General features: G+C 74.5%; 17 protein-coding genes and 1 pseudogene. 5 read left to right on the top strand and 13 right to left on the bottom strand.

The features are described 5' to 3' along the window. Positions 1-81 precede the first annotated feature (81 nt). Positions 82-1,113, top strand: coding sequence for a DUF6081 family protein (locus ACTMS9_RS26955; protein ID WP_441166306.1), 1,032 nt, complete (start codon positions 82-84; stop codon positions 1,111-1,113). Positions 1,114-1,142: 29 nt separating this feature from the next. Next, on the top strand, positions 1,143-2,123 hold the full coding sequence (locus tag ACTMS9_RS26950; protein ID WP_441166305.1) for an aldo/keto reductase: 981 nt from the start codon (positions 1,143-1,145) through the stop codon (positions 2,121-2,123). 42 nt (positions 2,124-2,165) lie between these two features. Here ACTMS9_RS26950 and ACTMS9_RS26945 read toward each other — a convergent pair whose 3' ends face one another. From ACTMS9_RS26945 to ACTMS9_RS26900, 10 genes are all read right to left on the bottom strand, one after another. After that, complete coding sequence (locus ACTMS9_RS26945) at positions 2,166-4,082, bottom strand: flavin-containing monooxygenase (protein ID WP_441166304.1); 1,917 nt, start codon at positions 4,080-4,082, stop codon at positions 2,166-2,168. A 39-nt stretch (positions 4,083-4,121) separates the two neighbouring features. Next, positions 4,122-4,703, bottom strand: a complete 582-nt coding sequence (locus ACTMS9_RS26940; protein ID WP_350799874.1) for a flavin reductase family protein — start codon at positions 4,701-4,703, stop codon at positions 4,122-4,124. Positions 4,704-4,736: 33 nt separating this feature from the next. Beyond that, positions 4,737-5,894 carry a hypothetical protein gene (locus tag ACTMS9_RS26935; RefSeq protein WP_441166303.1) on the bottom strand — a complete coding sequence of 386 codons (1,158 nt, stop codon included), beginning with the start codon at positions 5,892-5,894 and terminating at the stop codon, positions 4,737-4,739. Positions 5,895-5,947: 53 nt separating this feature from the next. Next, on the bottom strand, positions 5,948-6,892 hold the full coding sequence (locus tag ACTMS9_RS26930; RefSeq protein ID WP_441148710.1) for an MBL fold metallo-hydrolase: 945 nt from the start codon (positions 6,890-6,892) through the stop codon (positions 5,948-5,950). After that, positions 6,889-7,860 carry an aromatase/cyclase gene (locus ACTMS9_RS26925; RefSeq protein WP_441166302.1) on the bottom strand — a complete coding sequence of 324 codons (972 nt, stop codon included), beginning with the start codon at positions 7,858-7,860 and terminating at the stop codon, positions 6,889-6,891. Before ACTMS9_RS26925 ends, ACTMS9_RS26930 begins: the two co-directional genes overlap by 4 nt. 20 nt (positions 7,861-7,880) lie before the next feature. Continuing rightward, positions 7,881-8,138, bottom strand: coding sequence for an acyl carrier protein (locus ACTMS9_RS26920; RefSeq protein ID WP_441148712.1), 258 nt, complete (start codon positions 8,136-8,138; stop codon positions 7,881-7,883). Between the two features lie 41 nt (positions 8,139-8,179). Then, positions 8,180-9,400 carry a ketosynthase chain-length factor gene (locus ACTMS9_RS26915; RefSeq protein ID WP_441166301.1) on the bottom strand — a complete coding sequence of 407 codons (1,221 nt, stop codon included), beginning with the start codon at positions 9,398-9,400 and terminating at the stop codon, positions 8,180-8,182. Beyond that, the gene (locus ACTMS9_RS26910) at positions 9,397-10,662 is read right to left on the bottom strand and encodes a beta-ketoacyl-[acyl-carrier-protein] synthase family protein (RefSeq protein WP_357916390.1); all 1,266 of its coding nucleotides are present in this window, start codon (positions 10,660-10,662) and stop codon (positions 9,397-9,399) included. The genes ACTMS9_RS26915 and ACTMS9_RS26910 overlap by 4 nt, the downstream gene beginning before the upstream one ends. A gap of 195 nt (positions 10,663-10,857) precedes the next feature. Beyond that, positions 10,858-11,508, bottom strand: a complete 651-nt coding sequence (locus ACTMS9_RS26905; RefSeq protein WP_154936510.1) for a mycothiol-dependent nitroreductase Rv2466c family protein — start codon at positions 11,506-11,508, stop codon at positions 10,858-10,860. A 360-nt stretch (positions 11,509-11,868) separates the two neighbouring features. After that, positions 11,869-12,396 carry a 2'-5' RNA ligase family protein gene (locus ACTMS9_RS26900; protein WP_441148714.1) on the bottom strand — a complete coding sequence of 176 codons (528 nt, stop codon included), beginning with the start codon at positions 12,394-12,396 and terminating at the stop codon, positions 11,869-11,871. A gap of 59 nt (positions 12,397-12,455) precedes the next feature. Here ACTMS9_RS26900 and ACTMS9_RS26895 point away from each other — a divergent pair, with 59 nt between their 5' ends. Next, on the top strand, positions 12,456-12,875 hold the full coding sequence (locus ACTMS9_RS26895) for a nucleoside deaminase (RefSeq protein WP_441166300.1): 420 nt from the start codon (positions 12,456-12,458) through the stop codon (positions 12,873-12,875). Here the strand turns inward: ACTMS9_RS26895 and ACTMS9_RS26890 are convergent. Next, complete coding sequence (locus tag ACTMS9_RS26890) at positions 12,872-13,477, bottom strand: response regulator transcription factor (RefSeq protein WP_441148716.1); 606 nt, start codon at positions 13,475-13,477, stop codon at positions 12,872-12,874. The genes ACTMS9_RS26895 and ACTMS9_RS26890 overlap by 4 nt on opposite strands. Further along, entirely contained in the window at positions 13,474-14,625 is a 1,152-nt protein-coding gene (locus ACTMS9_RS26885; protein WP_441166299.1) for a sensor histidine kinase, read from the bottom strand. The genes ACTMS9_RS26890 and ACTMS9_RS26885 overlap by 4 nt, the downstream gene beginning before the upstream one ends. Positions 14,626-14,923: 298 nt before the next feature. Here ACTMS9_RS26885 and ACTMS9_RS26880 point away from each other — a divergent pair, with 298 nt between their 5' ends. Both ACTMS9_RS26880 and ACTMS9_RS26875 read left to right on the top strand, forming a co-directional pair. Beyond that, positions 14,924-15,760 (top strand): hypothetical protein, encoded by an 837-nt coding sequence (locus ACTMS9_RS26880; protein WP_441166298.1) that lies wholly within the window; start codon positions 14,924-14,926, stop codon positions 15,758-15,760. A gap of 66 nt (positions 15,761-15,826) precedes the next feature. After that, positions 15,827-17,581: pseudogene (locus ACTMS9_RS26875) on the top strand (DEAD/DEAH box helicase); the annotation flags it as partial. A 135-nt stretch (positions 17,582-17,716) separates the two neighbouring features. Here the strand turns inward: ACTMS9_RS26875 and lon are convergent. Then, positions 17,717-20,047, bottom strand: coding sequence for an endopeptidase La (gene lon / locus ACTMS9_RS26870; protein ID WP_441148719.1), 2,331 nt, complete (start codon positions 20,045-20,047; stop codon positions 17,717-17,719). Positions 20,048-20,061: the final 14 nt, after the last annotated feature.

Genomic DNA, 20,061 nt, shown 5'->3' with positions numbered 1-20,061 from the left:
CGACGCCCGGTCGGTCGTCCGGGCTTCCACCCCTCCCTCGGTCCCACCGGTCGCGCGCCGACCGGGGTTAGGAGCACATCCGTGACCACCGTGTCCAACGCCGGCGTCCAGATTGTCGGCGAGGAGCCGTACCGGATCGTCTGGGACGACTTCCGGGACGGGTTCCACTGCACCGGGCCGGACGCCCGGTGGAGCCTCTACGGTTTCGGCCCGCACGTCGGCGACGACGCGGAGGTCACCACCTCCGCCGACGGCCTGCGGGCGGTTTCCTCCGGCGTGCACCCGACCACCGCGGAGCCGGCCTTCGTCCGCACCCTCGGGCAGGAGGCGCAGCACGGGCCGGTGGTGCCCGGCGCGCTGGACCATGTCAAGTGGCTGGCCTACCCGCAGCACCTGGCCGGTACGGGCGTGCCGGGCTTCGACGCCGCACCGGGGCGGGTGCTGTCGTTCGAGACGTGGCTCTCGGGGCGCACCTACGGCACGTCCGGCCACCCCTTTGGTGACCAGGTCAGGGACCCCGAGGACGACCTGCGGCTGGCCTCCGTCGCGATGCCGGTCCTCGACCACGAGACCGCGATGGTCTTCGACTTCTTCCTCACCAACAAGCGGGTGTACGTGTTCTACGAGCGCCTGCCGCACGCGCGCGGTCAGCTCGGCGACTACGCCGCCTTCCTGCACACCGTGCCGGTGGCCGACCGGACCGTCGACGACGAGCACCACGCGGTGATCTCCTACGACCGGGCGGCCGGCACGGTGCGCTGGTTCCTCGACGGGGCGGAGGTCTTCTCCGTGGACCGCATCGGCCATCCCCTGCCGTCCCGCGAGCACCTGATGCTCGACCACGGCGGCGAACCGACAACCGTCGCCCCCCGGCAGCTCGCCGGAGGGATGGGCATGTTCACCATCCTCGACGGCGCGCTCCCGGGTCGCAGCGCCAGCGGACTGGTCCGACTCACCACCGCGGACGCCCACTACTTCGACCCGGTCGCCGGCGCGCCGCGTCCGCAGGCGTTCGTCGACGGGCGCAGCCTGCCCGGCAGCCGGCTGTTCGGCCAGGGCGCCGAACTGCGGCTGCGCCGCTACGTGATCTCCAGCCAGCCGTCACGACCGTGACGGTCACCGGAACCGAAGGGAAGACCCTGATGCAGAGCAGGACGCTCGGCGAGCGCCTCGTCACCTCCGCGCTCGGCCTCGGCTGCATGGGCATGAGCGAGTTCTACGGCGGCCGCGACGACGCCGAGTCGGTCGCCACCATCCGCCGGGCCCTGGACCTCGGCGTGACCATGCTGGACACCTCCGACATGTACGGACCGTTCACCAACGAGGAGCTGCTCGGGAAGGCCATCGCCGGGCGGCGGGACGAGGTGGTGGTGGCCACCAAGTTCGGGGTGGAGCGCCGCCCGGACGACGGCTACTTCGGGCTGAACAGCCGCCCCGAGTACGTGCGGCGGGCCTGCGACGCGTCGCTGCGCCGGCTGGGGGTCGACCACATCGACCTGTACTACCAGCACCGGGTGGACCCGACGGTGCCGGTCGAGGAGACCTGGGGGGCGCTGGCCGAGCTGGTGGCGGCGGGCAAGGTGCGGCACCTCGGAATCTCGGAGGCGCCGGCCGACGTGGTGCGCCGCGCCCACGCCGTGCACCCCGTCACCGCGGGCCAGTACGAGTACTCGCTGTTCAGCCGGGAGCCGGAGGCGGACCTGCTGCCGACGCTGCGAAAGTTGAACATCGGTCTGGTCGCGTACAGCCCGCTGGGCCGGGGCATGCTGACCGGGTCGATCGCGAGCCTCGACCAGCTCGAGCAGGACGACTACCGGCGCGGGACCCCGCGCTTCCAGGGCGACAACCTCGACCACAACCTCGCCCTGGTGGGCCGGGTGCGAAAGCTGGCCGCCGAGCGGGAGGTGACCCCGGGTCAGCTCGCGCTGGCCTGGGTGCTGGCGCAGGGGCCGGACGTCGTGCCGATCCCGGGCACCAAGCGCCGCCGGTACCTGGAGGAGAACGTCGCCGCCCTGGGCGTCCGGCTCTCCCCCGCCGACCTCGCCGCGATCGACGCGTCGGCCCCGCCCGGCGCAGCCGCCGGCGAGCGTTACCCGTCCCGCCCGCCGGTCGGTCACCGCTGACCCCGCGGCGGCGGCCGACCGGCCGCCGCCGCGCCGGGGCGGTCAGCGGATCAGGTACTCCGACGGGTCGAACCGGCGGGTGCGACGCCAGTACTCCTGGGCCGGGAAGGGCCAGTTCTGGGCGGAGCGCCCGGCCCGGTTGACGAACCAGCTGCTCACCTTCGACCAGCCCCAGGCCCGCAGCGCGTTGGCTTCGTCGACCCAGGCGTTGTGCCGCTCGAAGACCTCCGGCCGGACCTCCACGGCGCGGTGTCCGCCGGCGAGCAGCTGACGGACCGCGTCGACCAGGTAGGTCACGCCGCACTCGGAGAAGTAGATGATGCTGCCGCCCTGCCCCGACAGGTTGGTGTTCGGTCCGTAGAGGCTGAACAGGTTGGGAAACCCGGGCACGGTCAGACCGAGGTAGGCCCGGGCGTCGCCGTTCCACGTCTCGTGCAGGTCCCGACCGTCCCGGCCGGTGACCCGCATCGGGGCGAGGAACTGCGACGCCTGGAAGCCGGTGCCGTAGATGAGGACGTCGACGGAGTGCTCCGTGCCGTCCGCCGTGCGGACGCCCCGCGGCGTCAGCCGCTCGATCGGGTCGGTGACCAGGCGCACGTGGTCCTGCTTGAGCGTCGACAGCCAGGCGCCGTTGTCCCGCAGCACCCGCTTCGCGCCGACGGGGTAGCGGGGGATGACCCGGTCGCGCAGGTCCGGTCGGTCGGCGAGCTGGCCCTCCAGGTACGTCGCCAGGGTGGCCCGCAACTCCTCGTTGACCGCGGAGATCGCCCGCTCGGTGGGCGGGTAGTCCGGGTCGACGACCCAACCCTCCAGCACCCCGTGCAACCCCGGCGCCAGCAGCCAGAACCGTTGCCAGGCGGCGTAGTACGGCAGGTGCTCGTAGAGCCAGCGGGCGCCTTCGGGCACCGCGTGGTGGTAGTGCGGCGTGGGCCGCAACCATGGCGCGTTGCGCTGGAAGACGACCAGTTCCCGGGCCTGCGCGGCCACCTCGGGGATGAACTGGAAGGCGCTGGCGCCGGTGCCGATCACCGCGACCCGCTGACCGGTGAGGTCCACCGAGTGGTCCCAGCGCGCGGAGTGGAAGGCCGGGCCGGTGAAGTCGGTCCGCCCCGGAAGGTCGGGCACGTTCGGCCTGTTCAGTTGCCCCACTGCGGTGACCAGCACGGCGCATTCGGTGGTACGCGGACCGTCGGGGGTGTCGAGGTGGAGCCGCCAGCGGCCGGTCGCCTCGTCCCACTCGGCGCCGCGCACCTCGGTGTCGAACCGGATGCGCTCGTGCACCCCGGTCTGCTTCGCGAAGTCCCGGAAGTAGTCCAGCACCGCCTCGTGGGTGGCGAAGTGGTCCGTCCAGTCGAGCCGGGGCGCGAAGGAGTAGCTGTAGAGATGGCTCGGCACGTCGACCCGGCAACCGGGGTAGTGGTTCTCGAACCAGGTGCCGCCGACGTCGCTGTTCTTCTCGTAGATGGTGACCGGCACACCGACCTGGCTGAGCCGGTACGCGGCGAGCAGGCCGCTCATGCCGGCGCCGACGATGGCGACCTCGACGTCGTGCCCGGGTGACAGCTCGTCGCCGTGCCACTGCGGCGCCTTCGGGTCCTCCCCGGGCAGGACGACCTCCTGGGCGAGCAGGGGTAGCAGGTCGCTGGTGTCCCGGCCCATCGCCCAGCTGGTGATGTGCCGCAGGGCCGCCGGGTCGAGCGGCGGCACGGGGGCGCCGTCGCGCAGGCGGCGCAACGCCGCGAACGCCAGCTCCCGGGCATGCGCCTGCTGCTCGGCGGAGAACCCGCCCTGCGGCAGGAAGAGCCAGCCGTTGGGGCGCAGGTCGTCGCGGAGCACGGACAGGTCGCCGGTCAGGTGGGCCACGGTCATCAGCAGCGCGGGCGCCTCCCCGTCGCGCAGGTGGGCCCGCAACGTCTCGTCGTCGACGGTGACGGGTTTGATCGCCGAGGTGAACGTCATGGCAGGCGCCTTCCGGAAGAAAGTTCGGTGCGGATGAGGTCAGGGCCGGCTCGCCCCGTCGGCCGGACGGCCGGCGCCGGGCTCCGCCGGGTGCGGGCAGTCGCCGCCGCAGAGCGCGCGGAAGCCGCGGTCGAAGTAGACGACCGGCGACCCCTCGCCGGGGAGGAGGACCCGCTGGACACCGCCGACCAGGATCACGTGGTCCCCGGCCACGTGGCGGCTGTCGATGACGCACTCGACGGCGGCGAGCGCCTCGCGCAGCACGGTCGCCCCGCCGTCGGTGCGGACGAAGCCGCCGGCGCCGAACTTGTCCGGGCTCTTGCTGGCGAACCGCTTGGCCAGGTCCACGTGGTGGGCACGCAGGAAGCTCACCGCGAAGTGGCGGCTGCGCTGGAAGACGGGGAACGAGTTGGCCGACCGGTCCAGGCAGACCAGCACCAGGGGCGGGTCGAGGGACACCGAGCAGAACGAGCTCGCCGTGAAGCCGTACGGGGTGCCGTCCTCGTCGTGCGTGGTCACGATCGTCACCCCGGTCGGGAAGCGGGCCATCGCCTCCCGGTAGGCCGCCGGATCGACCGGGCGGACTCCGTTGTCGCTGATGGTGGAATCAGTTGAGCGCATCGGAATCTCCCGGTCGTCCGCAGAATGGAGGGGTCAGGAGGCGGGCCGCGACACGAAGTCGGTCAGCGAGACGGTGATCTCCTGCCGGTTGGCCCGGTACGACATGCAGTAGCTGGTCGGGTACCAACCGGCCTCCTTCCAGGCCGCGGGGAGCTTGAGCGGCCGGCAGGTCGGCTCCACCCGCCCGGCGGCGAGGTCCGCCAGCCAGGCCCTTGTGATCATCGGCTCGTAGAAGGTGATGTCACCGCCGTAGGCGCCGTACATGAAGGTGTGGGTGAACGGCTGGCCGTTGAACTCGGGGGCCGTCGGGTCACCGAGGTGGTTGCCCATGCCCGGCACCACGGCGTCGATGTCGAGGTAGTCGGCGGGCAGGTAGCGGGCCGGCACGGGCAGCCGCGCCTCGGCGTAGTCCGCGCAGTCGACGAGGTTCCCGCCACCGCACGGCCCGGTGCCGATGGCCGCCGTCTCCGCCCGGTCCTGAAGGTAGAAATGCAGGTCGAAGTGGGGGGTGCCGTAGATCTCGGCCGGGGCGTGCCCGCGCGGGTCCCAGTTCAGCATGGCCCACTGGAACGGGCCGCCGACCACGTCCCGGAAGCGCTGCGGCAGGTCGAGCAGGTACTCGTGCTCGTGGACGCACTCGGTGGCCGGGTCGGTCGTACCGTCGCCGTCGACGTCGTAGCAGTGCGCGCCGTCGGTCGGCTCGGTCGGCAGGCCGCCGAGCGCCCGACGGTCGAGGACGAAGCCGAGGCTCACCGGCCGGTCACCGGCGAGCTGGGAGTAGATCCGCACCGTCCCGTCGCCGAGCCGCTTCGGCGGGCCGTAGTCGGCGCACGGGCCGGGGTACGAGCGGGTGGCGCGGTAGAGCCGCTCGGCCGCGGCGGGCGGCAGCTTCACCGTCCGCTCCTTCTCCCGGCCGAGGACCAGGCAGACGTCCAGCGGAGTGTCCCCCTTCGCGCCGGACCGCTGCGGGCCGGCGACGAACGCGACCGGCACGGTCCGGGGGTCCAGTGGCGGCGGCGCGACCGTCGTCCGGGCCGGCTCCCCGACGGCGTGGTGGTGGTCGGCGCGGGCGGGCGCCGCCGCGGGGGCGGGGGACGATCCGCCGTCCGGCAGTTGGGCGGCGAGGGTGAGCAGACCGGCGACGGCTACGGCTGCCGCGAACACCCGGCGGGCGCGCGGCGCGGTTGTCATGGACACAGCGACCGTTCCTAACGTGAGGGGTGCGGGGTGGCGTGGGCGCCGGGTCAGGCCCGGCAGGTCGGCAACCGGCCGTCGTTGTAGGCGACCATCTCGCCGAAGATCGCGACGACGTCCAGCGGCCGGCCCGGCGGGCCACCGGCGATCTCGGCGTACGCGCGGTGCAGGTTGCCCACGATGCGCTCGCCGTCGAGCAGGTGGTCGAACGGCGCGAGGTCCGCCGACCGCGCGGCCGCCAACGGGGTGAGGCCCTCCGCGTGCGCCGTCGCGGCCAGGTCCCGGACCCAGCGCAGGTAGGCGATGTTGTCCTCGATGGCCTGCGGCCCCGTCACGGGCCCGTGTCCGCAGACCACGGTGCGTGGCTCCAGCTTTCGGAGCCGTTCGAGTGCGGTGAGCGCCCCGGAGACCGAGCCCATGAGGTTGAACGGGGCGGCCCCGGAAAGGACCACGTCCCCGGCGAACAGGACGCGCTCGTCGGGCAGCCACACCACCACGTCGTTGGTGGTGTGCGCCGGCCCGACGTGGACCAGCTCGGCGCGCCGGTCACCGACGTGCACGGTGAGCCGGTCGGCGAACGTCACCGCGGGCAGGGTGACCCGCACGTCGCCCCAGTCGACGTCGGGCCAGAGGCCGGTCAGGGCGAGCCCGGTGTCGGCCATCTCGGTACGGGCCAGTTCGTGCGCGACGACGGTGGCGCCCGGGCCGAAGACGTGGTTGCCGAAGTTGTGGTCGCCGTGGTGGTGGGTGTTGACCACCAGGCGTCCGGGTCCCCCACCGATCCCGTCGACGGCCGCCCGCAGGCGCCGGGCGCGTCGCTCGGTGGCCAGGGTGTCGATCACCAGGACACCGTCGGACCCGACGACGACGCCGGCGTTGCTGACGCACCAGCCGCCGGGCAGCTGGGTGTACGCGAAGACGCCGTCGGCCACCTCGGTCAGCGCGCCGTCCACGTCACCGGTCGCCGCAGCGGGGACCACCGAGGGAACGCTCACCGGGACACACCCGCCCCGGTGTGCGGGGCCGGCTGCTCCCGCGCGTACCGGCCGGCGTGCTCGAGCGTGGCCCGGCTGTTGCGGCCGAGCACGTCCCGCAGGTGGCGGCGGGCGTCCGCCGGGGTGCTGCCGGCGCCGAGGACGGCGTCGATCGCCGCCGGGTCGACCGCCACGCTGTGTCGGGCGTGGACCTCCGCGCCGCCCGGACCGTCGGCGAACTCCCACGACCCGGCGTGCCCGAGGAGCATTCCCGGCGGGACGACCTGCTTGTAGACGATCTGACCGGGCAGGCAGAGCCGGATCGAGCGGGTGGTGTGTGACCGGCCCTCGGCGGTCACCGTGTCCATCTCCATGTCCTGCACGTCCGGCTGCGGTTCGCTCAGCGACACCCGGCCGACGTGCGGCAGCCGCTGCGGCCACAGGTCGCTGCGCCGCACGAAGGCGTACACGTCGGCGGCGCTGACACCGGGCAGCACGACCCGGTCGGTGAAGGAGAAGACCAGGTCGTCCACCGGGTGCCCGAGTTCGGCGACGCGGGCCAGCGCGGCCAGTTCCCGGGCGCTGTTGGTGTCCAGTGCCTGGTTCATCCACGCCAGCTGCTCCTCGCCGCCGTCGACGGTGAACCGGTGGGTCAGCACGACCTCGGTCCGCCCGCCGCCTACCGGCCGGAACGTCCAGTCGCCGCCCATCGAGGTCAACAGCGCCTGGCTGCGCTCCTGCCGGAAGGTGACCCGCAGGCCGGCCGGATCGAGGTCGCGCCGGGACGCCCAGGTGTTCACCCGGCCGTTGACCTGCGCCCAGAGCTCGAACCGTTCGACACCCGGGGTGCGCTCCAGGTGCCGTACGTGCACGGTCGGCTCGAAGATCACGGGCCACCGGCGTACGTCGGCGACCAGCTCGTAAACCACCTCCGGGGGCGCGGCCACGACGTGGGTGTGGACGGTCCGGTGCGGCCGGGACGGGCTCATCGGCTCTCCGACGGCCGGGGTCATGACGTCCCGGCCGCGGCGCCGTTGACGAGGTCGACCAGCTCGCGGGGGGTACGCAGGTCGGCGATCCGCTCGTCGGGGATGCGCACCCCGTACTCCTGCTCGATCCGCGCGGCGGTCTCCATCAGCGCCAGCGAGTCGTACCCCAGCTCCTCGAATTCGACGCCGTCGATGTCGCCGTCGAAGGCCGCCGCGTCCGTCTCGCCGGCGCAGGCGACGAGGATGCGGCGCACGTCGTCGATGGTCATCGTGCTCATGGATGGCTCCTTTGTGGTCGGGGTGTGCGAAAGCGGGCCGGTCATCCGGCGGCGCGGACGACGACGGCGGAGTTGAACCCCCACCGGCCCCGGGCGAGCACGAGGGCGGTGGAGACCGGGGCCGGTCGGGGCTGGTCCAGGACCAGGTCGAGGGCGTACCGCTCGGGCACCTGGGTGGTGCCGGTGGTCGGCGGGATCACCCCGTCACGGATGGCGAGCAGGGCGGCGACCAGGTCGGTGGGGCCACCCCCGGCGTAGAGCCGGCCGAACATCGCCTTGGGCGCGGTCACCGGCACGCCGCGCGGGCCGAACAGACCGCTGATCGCCTCGGCCTCCACCCGGTCCAGCTCGGGCACGCCCGCGGCGTCGGCGAACACCACGTCGACGGCGTCCGGGGCGATCCCCGCGTCGGCGAGGGCGAGCTCGGCGGCTCGGCGCAGGGCGGGCGGGCGCGGCGACCCGGGGGGCGGGTCGAAGGTGGAGGCGTAGCCGGCGATCTCCCCGTACCGCTGCGGCACGCCGCGTTCGCGCGCCGCCGCGAGGTCCTCCAGCACCATGATCGCGCCGCCCTCGCCGGGAACGTAACCGGCGGCCCGCCCGTCGAAGGGCAGGTAGGCCCGGTCCGGTTCGGTGGCGGCGCTGACCCGGCCGCTGGACACCTGAGACGTCCAGCCCCACGGGTCGAGCGCCGAATCCACCCCGCCGGTGACCACGAGCGAGGTGCCGCGGCGTACGGTCCGCCGCGCGTGCCCCACCGCGTCGAGGCCACCGGCCTGCTCGGCCACCAGGGCGCTGCTCGGGCCGCGCATCCTGTTGCGGATGGAGATCTGACCGGTGTTCACCGCGTAGAACCAGGCGAACGACTCGTAGACGCTGACCGCCTGCGGTCCCTGCGACCAGAGCTTGTGGAACTCGCGGTGGGTGAACTCGAAGCCGCCGGAGGCGTTCGAGGTGACCACGCCCATGTCGTAGTCGGTCAGCGTGGCCGGGTCGACCTTCGCGTCCGCGATCGCCCAGTCGGCGGTGGCCAGGGCGAGCCGGGTGGAGACGTCGGTCTGCGGCAGCAGCCGGCTCGGCAGGTGCTCCTCCGGCCGGAAGTCGAGGATCTGCCCGGCCAGCGCGGCCGGATACGCGGCGACGTCGAAGCGGGTGATCCGGCTGATCCCGTTCCGGCCGGCGAGGACGTTGGCCCAGAATCGTTCGAGCCCCAGCCCGACCGGGGTCGCCACGCTCATGCCGGTGACCACCACCGTGCCCGTCATGCCCGCACCTCCGGCCGTCGCAGCACCATCGCACTCTGGAAACCGCCGAAACCGCTGCCGACCGTCAGCACGGTGTCGACGTCCTGTTCCCGGGCGACCAGCGGCACGTAGTCGAGGTCGCACTCCGGGTCGGCCTCGTGCAGGTTGGCCGTGGGCGGTACGACACCGTGCTCGATCGCCAGGAGCGAGGCGGCGATCTCGACGGAACCGATGGCGCCGAGCGAGTGCCCGACCATCGACTTGATCGAGCTGACCGGCACCTCGTACGCGTGCTGGCCGAGGCTGCGCTTGTAGGCGGCCGTCTCGTGCCGGTCGTTCTGCCGGGTGCCCGAGCCGTGCGCGTTGACGTAGTCGATCGCGGTGGGGTCCAGCCGCGACTCGTCCAGCGCCACCCGGATCGCCTCGGCCATCTCCCGGCCGTCGGCCTTGAGCCCCGTCATGTGGTACGCGTTGCACCGGGTGGCGTACCCGGAGACCTCGGCGTAGACGTGCGCGCCGCGGCGGCGGGCGCTCGCGTACTCCTCGAGCACGAACATCGCCGACCCCTCAGCGAGGACGAACCCGTTGCGAGAGCCGTCGAAGGGCCGGGACGCGTGCTCCGGGTCGTCGTTGCGGGAGGTGGTGGCCTTGATGGCGTCGAAGCAGGCCGCGACGATCGGCGTGACCGGCGCGTCCGAGGCGCCGGCCAGCATCACGTCCGCGCTGCCCTCCCGGATCAGCTGGACGGCGTGGCCCACCGAGTCCAGGCCGGAGGTGCAGCCGTTGGAGATCATCGCCACCGGCCCCTCGGCCGCCACCGTCCAGGCCACCTCCGCCGGCATGACACTGGGAATCAGGTAGTCGAACATGTGCGGCGAGACGTAGTCGGCGTCGACCTCCCACCGCCGTCCGCTGTCGGAGAGCACCAGGTACTCCCGCTCCAGGCTGGTGGCCGCGGCGACCGCGCTGCCCAGGCTCACCCCGACCCGGTGCGGGTCCAGCGCGCCGAAGTCCAGGCCGCTGTCGGCGACCGCCTCCCGGGCGCAGACCACGGCAAACTGCGACGCCCGGTCCATCCGCCGGACCTCACGGGGCGTCAGCCCCTCCCGGGCCGGGTCGAAGTCGGCCTCCCCGGCGACCTGGGACCGGTACGGCGACGGGTCGAAGAAGGAGATCCGCCGGGTCGCCGTCCGGCCCGCGGTCAACAGGTCCCAGAATTCCTTGGTGCCGTTGCCACCGGGGGCGCGTACGCCTATCCCGGTGATGACGACGCGCCGCGTCACCGGACACCGTCCGGGCACGTGCAGGCCCTCGAACTCAACATCGCAGTACGTCCCTCACTGCCGGTCGACTACTACCGCGTCCGTGTTCAGCCGCGATGACGAGGGACAGCGTGCGGGGGCGTACTTGAGGCCGGCTTGAAGATCGATGGGGGTCGGGGCGCCGGGCGGCGATGGCCCGGCGCCCCACCCGGTCGGTCAGTCGAAGGACGGGCCGAGGTCGCGGCTGCGCTTGAGCTCGTAGAAGCCGGACGTGCCGGCGACGAGGAGCACCCCGTCCCAGAGGCGACCGGCCGCCTCGCCGCGCGGCGCCGGCGTGACCACCGGGCCGAAGAACGCCACGGTCTCCCCGGCCACCGGGCCCGGGGCGTGGATGACCGGGGTGCCGACGTCCGTGCCGACCGGCTTCATCCCCGCGTCGTGGCTGGCCCGGACCGCGTCGTCGTGCGTGGTGCTCTCCGCCGCGGCGGCGAGGGCCGGGTCGAGGCCGGCGTCGGCCAGCGCCGCCCGGTTGAGCGCGTCGCCGAGCGGCTGCCCGCCCGGGTGGATCCGGGTGCCGAAGGCGGTGTAGAGGTCGCGGAGCACGCCCTGTCCGTGGGCCTGGGCGGCGGCGACGCAGATCCGCACCGGCCCCCAGGAGCGACGGCGCAGTTCGAAGTACTCGTCGGGTCGGTCCCGGTACGGCTCGGGCACGTCGTCGTTGCCCTCGTTGAGCACCGCGAGGCTCATCACGTTGAACCGGACGTCGACCGGGCGGACCCGCTCCACCTCCAGCAGCCAGCGGGAGGTCACCCATGCCCAGGGGCAGACCGGGTCGAACCACATGTCCACGGTTCCGCGGTCGTTCATGCTGATCCTTCCTGCACCGTCGCGGGCCCTTCAGCCCGTCCCTGTGGTGATCCTCCCCCGTCGGGTCGATCGGGCCGGACCCTCGCGGACCGCACGGCGGGTGACGTCGATCACCACGCTCGGTCATCGGCGACTGCGGGCCCGGCCCGCCGTCCGCGCCGTCGCCGAAGGGGTACGCGCACCGGCCGAGGGGCCGCCCGCCGGTCGGCGGGCGGTCGCCCGATGTCGGCTCAGCGCACCGTGCGGGCCGTCCGGCCACGGCGAAGCCGGCCGGGTCGGTGGGGTTGTCGAACGGGTGGCAGCGGGCGCCGCCGACGGGTCCAGGCCGGCGGGAGCGCCGGGGGCAACCACCGACCGGCGTCAGTTCGCCGGAGAGACCCTTCCCAGCGGGCTGACCGTCCGGCTGTCGCCGTCGTAGCTGCGAGCGGCCACGAACTCCCCCGCCGGCCGGTCGACGCAGGCCAGGGCCCGGGCCAGCCGCCGGTCGTTGTCGCGGAAGCGCAGCGCGAGACTCAGGTGGGGGATCCACCGCCCCGGGGCGTGCCACGGGTGCTGCCCGTCGGCGCCGACGAGCACGTCCCAGACGGCGGCGTGCAGGGCGGTCAGCTCGCGGGTGGGGCGGACCAGCCAGACCAGCGGGGCGCTGCCGTCGAGCACCTCGACCCGGTCGAGCCGGACCGGCAGGGGCAGCGCGGCGTCGAAGAGGTCGGCGAGGCGTTCGGCGGCGCCGGGCGGGAACGCGTCCACCGAGGCGATGGTCAGGTGCGGCCGGTTGGTGTGGTGGGTGTTGCGGGCCAGGCTGGGCAGTCCGGCGGCGGCGAGCCGGTCCCAGGCGGCACGCACCGTACCCTCCAGCGGTGGGGAGCAGAGCAGTTCGACCGTACGCACGCCCGCCAGGCTAGTGGGTGTGTGATCACCCGCGGCCGGGGAAACGGGGTGGGGTGGGCGTGCTGACGGAGACCGACGAACGACACCTGCGCCGCGCGATCGAGCTGGCCGGCACGGCCCGGGCGGCCGGGGACGGCCCGTTCGGGTCGCTACTGGTCGCCGCCGACGGGCGGGTGCTGGCCGAGGAGGTCAACACCGAGCGGACCGACGACGACATCACCGCGCACCCGGAGCTGAAGCTGGCCCGCTGGGCGGCCCGGCGGCTGGCCGCCGACGAGGCGGGCCCCGCCACGATGTACACCAGCTGCCAGCCGTGCGGGATGTGCGCCACCGCCATCGAACGCTCCGGGCTGGGCCGGGTGGTCTACGCGCTCAGCGCCGAGCAGCTGGCCGGGCTGCGACCGGCGGAGGCGGCGCCGCCGGTGGCGTACGCCGGGCCGGCGCTGTTCGACGAGGCGCGGGCGGCGGTCGCGGCCTAGAGCCAGCCGGCTTCGCGGGCGATCCGCACCGCCTCGGCCCGGTCCGCCGCGCCGAGCTTCTGCACGCTCGCGGACAGGTGGTTGCGGACCGTCCCGGCGGCCAGCCCGGTACGCCGGGCGATCACCGCGACCGGGGCGCCGTACTCGGCCAGCCGCAGCGTCTCCAGCTCCCGTGGGGTCAGCGGGCAGGGCGGCAGGGTGAGCGCGTCGGCGGCCAGCGCCGGGTCGACGTACCGGGAGCCGGCGTGGACCCGGCGGATCACGTCGGCGAGCGCGCCGCCCGGGGCGCCCTTGGGCAGGAAGCCGCGGGCCCCGGCGGTGAGCGCCTGCCGCAGGTGGCCGGGGCGGCCGTGGCCGGTGAGGATCACCACCGCGCACGAGGGCAGGGCGCGGCCCAGTTCCGCCGCCAGCTCGATCCCGCCCGGCGCCGGCATCTCCAGGTCGACCACGGCGACGTCCGGCCGGTGCGCCCGCGCCGCGTCGAGCGCGCTCCGCCCGTCGGCGGCCTGCGCCACCACCTCGAGGTCGTCCTCCAGGCCGAGCAGGGCGGCGAGGGCCTGCCGGATCAGCTCCTCGTCGTCGGCGAGCAGGACCCGGATCACGCGGTCACCGGCACGGTCGCCCGGAGGGTGAAGACGCCGCCCGCCCGGTCGGTACGCAGCCCGCCGCCGACCGCCGCCAGCCGCTCGGTCAGGCCGCGCAGCCCGTGGCTGTGCCGGTCCGGCCCGGCGTCCGCGCCGATTCCGTCGTTGCGCACCGTCATCGTGGCCACGTCGCCCTCCCGGGTGATCTCGATCCGGCACCAACCGGCCCGGCTGTGCCGCAGCACGTTGGTGCCCGCCTCGCGCAGCACCGCGGCCAGCTCGGCGGCGGCGCCCGCCGGCAGGTCGGCCGGCGGCGGCACGACGTCGCACCGCACCCCGCAGGAGCGCAGCACCTCGGCCACCGCGGCGAGCTGTTCGGCGAGGTCGACCGTTCGGTAGCCGTGCACCGCCGCGCGGACCCGGTGCAGCGCCGTGCCGGCGAGCCGCTGCACCTCGGCGGCCTCCCGGCCGGCCCGGCCGGCGTCGACCGGGGCGAGTCGGGCGGCCAGTTCGGCCTTGAGCGCGATGACCGTCAGGTCGTGCCCGAGCAGGTCGTGCACGTCCCGGGCGAAGCGCAGCCGCTCCTCGGCGGCGGCGAGCCGGGCCCGGGCCGCCTGCCCCTGCCGGGCTTCGACGAGCAGGTCCCAGAACCAGACCTGCACCCGGTTGACGGCGGCGGTCCCGCCGCCGACCAGGCCGGTGACGAGCAGCGCGGTGCCGAGCGCGCCGCCGGTCCAGGCGGCCACGCCGATCGCGACCGCCACGGTGGCCGCGGCGGCGGCCAGCGCGGCGGCCGGCCGCAGCAGCAGCGGCGTCATGCCGATCAGCGAGGCGCCGAGCCAGGCCCAGGTCGGCCAGGCGCCGGCCGCCACCGGGCCGACCAGCGGCACGCTGAGCGCCGCGACGACGGCGAACGCGACCTCGGACCGGCGGCGCCGCCGCTGGTGCAGCCAGGGGGTGACCGCCGCGTGCAGCACCGCGCCCTGCGCGAGGGCGAACGCGACCACGCCCACCGCGCCGCACGCCAGCCGGACCGGGTCGGGCTCGCGGGCCAGGCCGATCCCGGGCAGCAGCAGACTGGTCCAGAGGCTGGTGGCCAGCGACCCGAGGGTCACGACGCGGGCCCGGCGCAGCCGCCGGTCCGTCACCGCCGCGCCGACCGTCATGTCCGCCGATCCTAGGGCGTGTCTCCCGGATCTCGTCGAGCCGAGACGAGGCCCAGGCGGCGATCCGGCAAGGCGGCGGTTCGTTCGGATACCGGTGTCGTACCCGGACGAACCGCCAACGCCGCCGGGCGTCGCCTGGGTCCGTCACAGGCCGGCGAAGATCCAGGAGACAGGCCCTGGGGCGTCGCCGGCCCCGGCCACCCCTGCGGAACGTCACGGTCGGGCCGTGCGCCCCGCACGGGTTTTCCGTGCCGGTCGCGCCTGTCGCCCGAGCGCCAATCGGCGGCAGGGTCGAGGCATGTCCGAGACACTCGCCGTACCCTCGTCCCCGCCGACCCCCGCGGACCGCCCCGGCCGCCGCCTGCTGCGGCACCTGGCCGAGATGACCGTCGCCATGGTGCTCGGGATGCTGCTGCTCGGTCCGCTCTGGCGGACGGCCGGCGCGGCGCTGGGCCTCGCCGGCACGCTGGCCCGGCCCGAGGTCGCCGCCCTGGTGATGGCGACCGACATGTCGATCGGAATGGCCGCGTGGATGTGGCACCGGGGCCACCCGGCGCGCGCCACCGCCGAGATGGTCGCCGCCATGTACCTGCCGTTCCTGCTGCTCCTCGTGCCCTTCGCCGCCGGGCTGGTCGGCGCGGACGCGCTGATGCTCGGCGGGCACCTGCTCATGGTCCCGGCGATGGCGCTGGTGGCGGTGCGGCACCGGCACGAGCACCCGGCGCCGGGGCCCCGGCACCCGGTGGCCGCGGCGCTGGCGCGCCGCTGGCCGACCTGGCTGGCGCTGCTGATGACGGTCGACAACTGGGTCTCCCCCACGGTGCCGCCGCCGGTGCTGCTGCTCGTGCTGCCGGCCGGTTACCTGCTGATCGGCACCGCCCGCCGGCAGTGGCGCACCCCGGGCCTGCTGCCGGTGCAGCTGGCCGGCCTGGCCGGCTGGACCGCGCTGGCCGGGCTCGCGGCGGTCGCGGATGACGGCCCGGCGCGCTGGCTGGTGGCCGCCGGCTGGCTCGGGCACGCCGCCTGGGACGTCGCGCACCACCGGGCCGGGCGGGTGGTGCCGCGCGGGTACGCCGAATGGTGCGCCGTCCTCGACACGGTCGTCGGGGTCACCGTGGTGCTGACCATCCTTTGAGTGGCCCGCACGACGGTTGTGCCGGTCGCCGGAGCGGACCGGGGCCGGTGATGAAAAGCTTTGCCCATGAGTTCCGCACCCGCACCGACCGACCCGACCAACCCTGACAGCACCGACGAGGCGACCGCCTTCGCGGATCTCGGGCTGCGCGCCGAACTGCTCGGCGCGCTCTCGGCCCTCGGCTACGAGGAGCCGACCCCGATCCAGCGGGAGGCGATCCCGCCGCTGCTGGCCGGTCAGGACCTGCTCGGTCAGGCGGCGACCGGCACGGGCAAGACGGCCGCGTTCGCGCTGCCGCTGCTGCAGCGGATGCCGGACGGGCGCGGCGGCGGCGACCCGGTGTCGCTGGTGCTGGTGCCCACCCGGGAGCTGGCGGTGCAGGTGTCGGAGGCGTTCCACCGCTACGGCAAGGACCTGGGCACCCGGGTGCTGCCGATCTACGGCGGCCAGCCGATCGGCCGGCAGCTGCGGGCGCTGGACGCCGGCGTGGACGTGGTGGTGGCCACCCCGGGTCGGGCCCTGGACCACATCGCCCGGGGCACCCTGCGCCTGGGTGAGCTGGCCACGGTGGTGCTGGACGAGGCAGACGAGATGCTCGACATGGGCTTCGCCGAGGACATCGAGGCGATCCTGGAGCACGCCCCGGCGCAGCGGCAGACGGTGCTCTTCTCAGCCACCATGCCGTCCCGGATCGACGGGATGGCCCGCCAGCACCTGACCGACCCGGTACGCATCCAGATCGGAAGGGAGAAGCCGGTCGCCGGCGAGGCGCCCCGGGTGCGGCAGAGCGCGTACATCGTCGCCCGGGGGCACAAGCCGGCCGCGCTGGGCCGGGTGCTCGACGTGGAGTCCCCCACCGCGGCGATCGTCTTCTGCCGCAGCCGCGAGGAGGTGGACCGGCTCACCGAGACGATGAACGGCCGGGGCTACCGGGCCGAGGCGCTGCACGGCGGGATGAGCCAGGAGCAGCGCGACCGGGTGATGGGTCGACTGCGGTCGAGCACCGCCGACCTGCTGGTCGCCACCGACGTGGCCGCCCGCGGCCTGGACGTGGAGCAGCTCACCCACGTGGTCAACTACGACGTGCCGTCGGCGCCGGAGTCGTACGTGCACCGGATCGGCCGGGTGGGCCGGGCCGGGCGGGAGGGCGTGGCGATCACCCTCGCCGAGCCGCGCGAGCACCGGATGCTCAAGACCATCGAGCGGGTCACCGGGCAGCGGATCACCATCGACAAGATCCCGACGGTGGCCGACCTGCGCACCCGCCGGCTGGAGCTGACCCAGGCCGCGCTGCGCGAGTCGCTGCTCGAGGACGACCTGGACCCGTTCCGGGTGATCGTCGAGACGCTCAGCGACGAGTTCGACCTGATGGAGGTCGCGCTGGCGGCGGTGAAGCTGGCCCACGAGGCGGCCGGGCCGACCAGCGAGGACGAGGAGGAGATCCCGCAGGTCGCGGTCCGGGCCCCGCGGGAGGGCCGGCCGGAGACCGGGGGCCGGGGTGAGCGGCGTGGCGGCGCCCGGCCGCGCACCGGCGGCACCACGCAGGTCTTCATCGGGCTGGGCCGGCGCGCCGGCGTCCGGCCGCAGGACCTGGTGGGGGCGATCACCGGGGAGACCGGGCTGAACGGTCGGGACATCGGTTCGATCGAGATCGCGGACCGGTTCTCGCTGGTGGAGATCCCGGTCGGCGTCGCCGACGACGTGATCGCGGGCCTGCGCGGCAGCACCATCAAGGGCCGCAAGGCCACCGTACGGCGGGATCGGGACGGCGGCGAGGGCGGCGGCGAGCGCCGCTTCGACGGCGGTGACCGGCGCGAGCGCCGGGACTTCGGCGGCGAGCGCCGCGACCGGGACTTCGGCGGCGAGCGCCGCCGCGACCGGCCCTGAGGTACGCCGAGGCCCCCGGTCGGTCGGACCGGGGGCCTCGTCGTGTTCCGCCGCCTCGGGCGGCGCCGGTCAGGCGGCGGCGAGCGCCGGACCGGTGAGGGTGTCGGCGTCGGCCGGGCGCAGCGCCAGGGCGAGCACGTCGGCGACGTCAGCGAGGGTGTGCACGGTCAGCGCCTCGCGGACCTCGGTGGGCAGGTCGTCCAGGTCCGGCTCGTTGCGGGCCGGGATGATCACCTCGGTCAGGCCGGCCCGGTGGGCGGCGAGCAGCTTCTGCTTCACGCCGCCGATGGGCAGCACCCGGCCGGAGAGGGTCACCTCGCCGGTCATCCCGAACTCGGGCCGCACCGGCCGGCCGGTCACCAGGGACGCCAGCGCGGTGACCATGGTGATGCCGGCGCTGGGGCCGTCCTTGGGCACCGCGCCCGCCGGCACGTGCAGGTGGATCCGCCGCCCGGCGAGGGCGTTCGGGTCCAGCCCGTACCGGCGCCCATTGGAGCGCAGGTACGACCAGGCGATGTGCGCGGATTCCTTCATCACGTCGCCGAGCTGGCCGGTGAGGGTCAGCCCCGGCTCGCCCTCCATGCTGGTCGCCTCGATGAAGAGCACGTCCCCGCCGGCGCCGGTGACCGCCAGGCCGGTGGCCACGCCGGGCACCGCCGTGCGCTCGGCCGACTCCGGGGTGAACTTCGGCCGGCCCAGGTAGCGGGCCAGGTTGCCGGTGTCCACCCGGACCGGGGCCGGGTCGCCTGCCAGCTCGACGGCGACCTTGCGCAGGATCTTCGCCAGCGCGCGTTCGAGCTGCCGCACGCCGGCCTCGCGGGTGTGCTCCCCGGCGATCCGGGCGAGGGCCTCGTCGGCCACGGTGACCTCGTCGGCGGTCAGGCCGGCCCGCTCCCGCTGCCGGGGCAGCAGGTGGTCCCGGGCGATGGCCACCTTCTCGTCCTCGGTGTAGCCGTCCAGGGTGACCAGCTCCATCCGGTCCAGCAGCGGGCCGGGGATGGTCTCCACCACGTTGGCGGTGGCCAGGAAGAGCACGTCGGACAGGTCGAGGTCGACCTCCAGGTAGTGGTCCCGGAAGGTGTGGTTCTGCGCCGGGTCGAGCACCTCCAGCAGCGCGGCGGCGGGGTCGCCCGCGTAGCCGGCGGCCAGCTTGTCGACCTCGTCGAGGAGCACGACCGGGTTCATCGAGCCGGCCTCCCGCAGCGCGCGGACGATCCGGCCGGGCAGCGCGCCGACGTAGGTGCGCCGGTGACCGCGGATCTCGGCCTCGTCGCGGACGCCGCCGAGCGACACCCGGACGAAGTTGCGCCCGAGCGCCCGGGCGATCGACTCGCCGAGGCTGGTCTTGCCGACGCCGGGCGGGCCGGCGAGGGCGAGGACCGCGCCGGAGCCGCGACCGCCGACCACGCCGAGGTTGCGCTCGGCCCGCCGGTTGCGCACCGCCAGGTATTCCAGGATGCGGTCCTTCACGTCGGCCAGGCCGGCGTGGTCGGCGTCGAGCACGGCGCGGGCCGCGGCCAGGTCGGTGTTGTCCTGGGTACGCGTGGTCCACGGCATCTCCAGCACCGTGTCCAGCCAGGTACGGATCCAGCCCGCCTCCGGGGAGGCGTCACTGGCCCGTTCCAGCTTGCCGACCTCGCGCAGCGCCGCCTCGCGTACCTTCTCGGGCAGCTCGGCGGTCTCGACCCGGGCCCGGTAGTCGGCGGAGCCGTCGGGCTCGTCCTCGCCCAGCTCCTTGCGGATGGCGGCGAGCTGCTGGCGGAGCAGGAACTCCCGCTGGGACTTCTCCAGCCCCTCGCGGACGTCGCTGTTGATCCGCTCGGTGACCTCCTGCTCGGCGAGGTGGTCCTTCACCCAGCCGACGAGCAGTTCCAGCCGGGCGACGACGTCCGGGGCGGCGAGCAGTTCGGTCTTCTGCGCCAGGGTGAGCCAGGGCGCGTAGCCGGCCGCGTCGGCCAGCTCGGAGACGTCGGTCATCCGCTCCATGGCATCGATGACCTGCCAGGCGCCGCGCTGCTGGAGGACCGAGGTCATCAGCGCGCGGTACTCGCGGGCGAGTTCCCGGGCCCGGCCGGCCGGGGCGGGTTCGTCGAGTTCGGTCGCCTCGACCCAGAGGGCGGCGCCGGGTCCGGGCACGCCGGATCCGATCCGGGCCCGGGCGAGGCCGCGGATCACGGCGGCGGGCTCGCCGTCGGGCAGCCGGCCCACCTTCTCGATGGTGGCGATCGTGCCGACGGAGCCGTACTCGCCGTCGATGCGGGGCACAGCGAGAAGCTGCTTGTCGCCGGTGGCGCGGGCCGCGTCGACCGCGGCCTGGGTGGTCGGGTCGAGGGTCACCGGGATGACCATGCCGGGCAGCAGGACGGCGTCGGTCAGCGGAAGTACCGGAAGAGTTGCCATCGAACACCTGCTAT

This window comes from Micromonospora sp. L31, from assembly GCF_052068075.1.
GTDB classification, from domain to species: Bacteria; Actinomycetota; Actinomycetes; order Mycobacteriales; family Micromonosporaceae; genus Micromonospora; species Micromonospora purpureochromogenes.
Note: the sequence above shows the minus strand (reverse complement) of the source record. Positions and strands in the feature narration are given on the sequence as shown.

What these genes read in the sequence shown, in the direction of transcription:
- ACTMS9_RS26945 (WP_441166304.1), bottom strand. Translation starts at nt 4,082, where the DNA reads ATGACGTTCACCTCGGCGATCAAACCCGTCACCGTCGACGACGAGACG.
- ACTMS9_RS26940 (WP_350799874.1), bottom strand. Translation starts at nt 4,703, where the DNA reads ATGCGCTCAACTGATTCCACCATCAGCGACAACGGAGTCCGCCCGGTC.
- ACTMS9_RS26920 (WP_441148712.1), bottom strand. Translation starts at nt 8,138, where the DNA reads ATGAGCACGATGACCATCGACGACGTGCGCCGCATCCTCGTCGCCTGC.
- ACTMS9_RS26885 (WP_441166299.1), bottom strand. Translation starts at nt 14,625, where the DNA reads ATGACGGTCGGCGCGGCGGTGACGGACCGGCGGCTGCGCCGGGCCCGC.
- ACTMS9_RS26935 (WP_441166303.1), bottom strand. Translation starts at nt 5,894, where the DNA reads ATGACAACCGCGCCGCGCGCCCGCCGGGTGTTCGCGGCAGCCGTAGCC.
- ACTMS9_RS26905 (WP_154936510.1), bottom strand. Translation starts at nt 11,508, where the DNA reads ATGAACGACCGCGGAACCGTGGACATGTGGTTCGACCCGGTCTGCCCC.
- lon (WP_441148719.1), bottom strand. Translation starts at nt 20,047, where the DNA reads ATGGCAACTCTTCCGGTACTTCCGCTGACCGACGCCGTCCTGCTGCCC.
- ACTMS9_RS26925 (WP_441166302.1), bottom strand. Translation starts at nt 7,860, where the DNA reads ATGAGCCCGTCCCGGCCGCACCGGACCGTCCACACCCACGTCGTGGCC.
- ACTMS9_RS26880 (WP_441166298.1), top strand. Translation starts at nt 14,924, where the DNA reads ATGTCCGAGACACTCGCCGTACCCTCGTCCCCGCCGACCCCCGCGGAC.
- ACTMS9_RS26915 (WP_441166301.1), bottom strand. Translation starts at nt 9,400, where the DNA reads ATGACGGGCACGGTGGTGGTCACCGGCATGAGCGTGGCGACCCCGGTC.
- ACTMS9_RS26950 (WP_441166305.1), top strand. Translation starts at nt 1,143, where the DNA reads ATGCAGAGCAGGACGCTCGGCGAGCGCCTCGTCACCTCCGCGCTCGGC.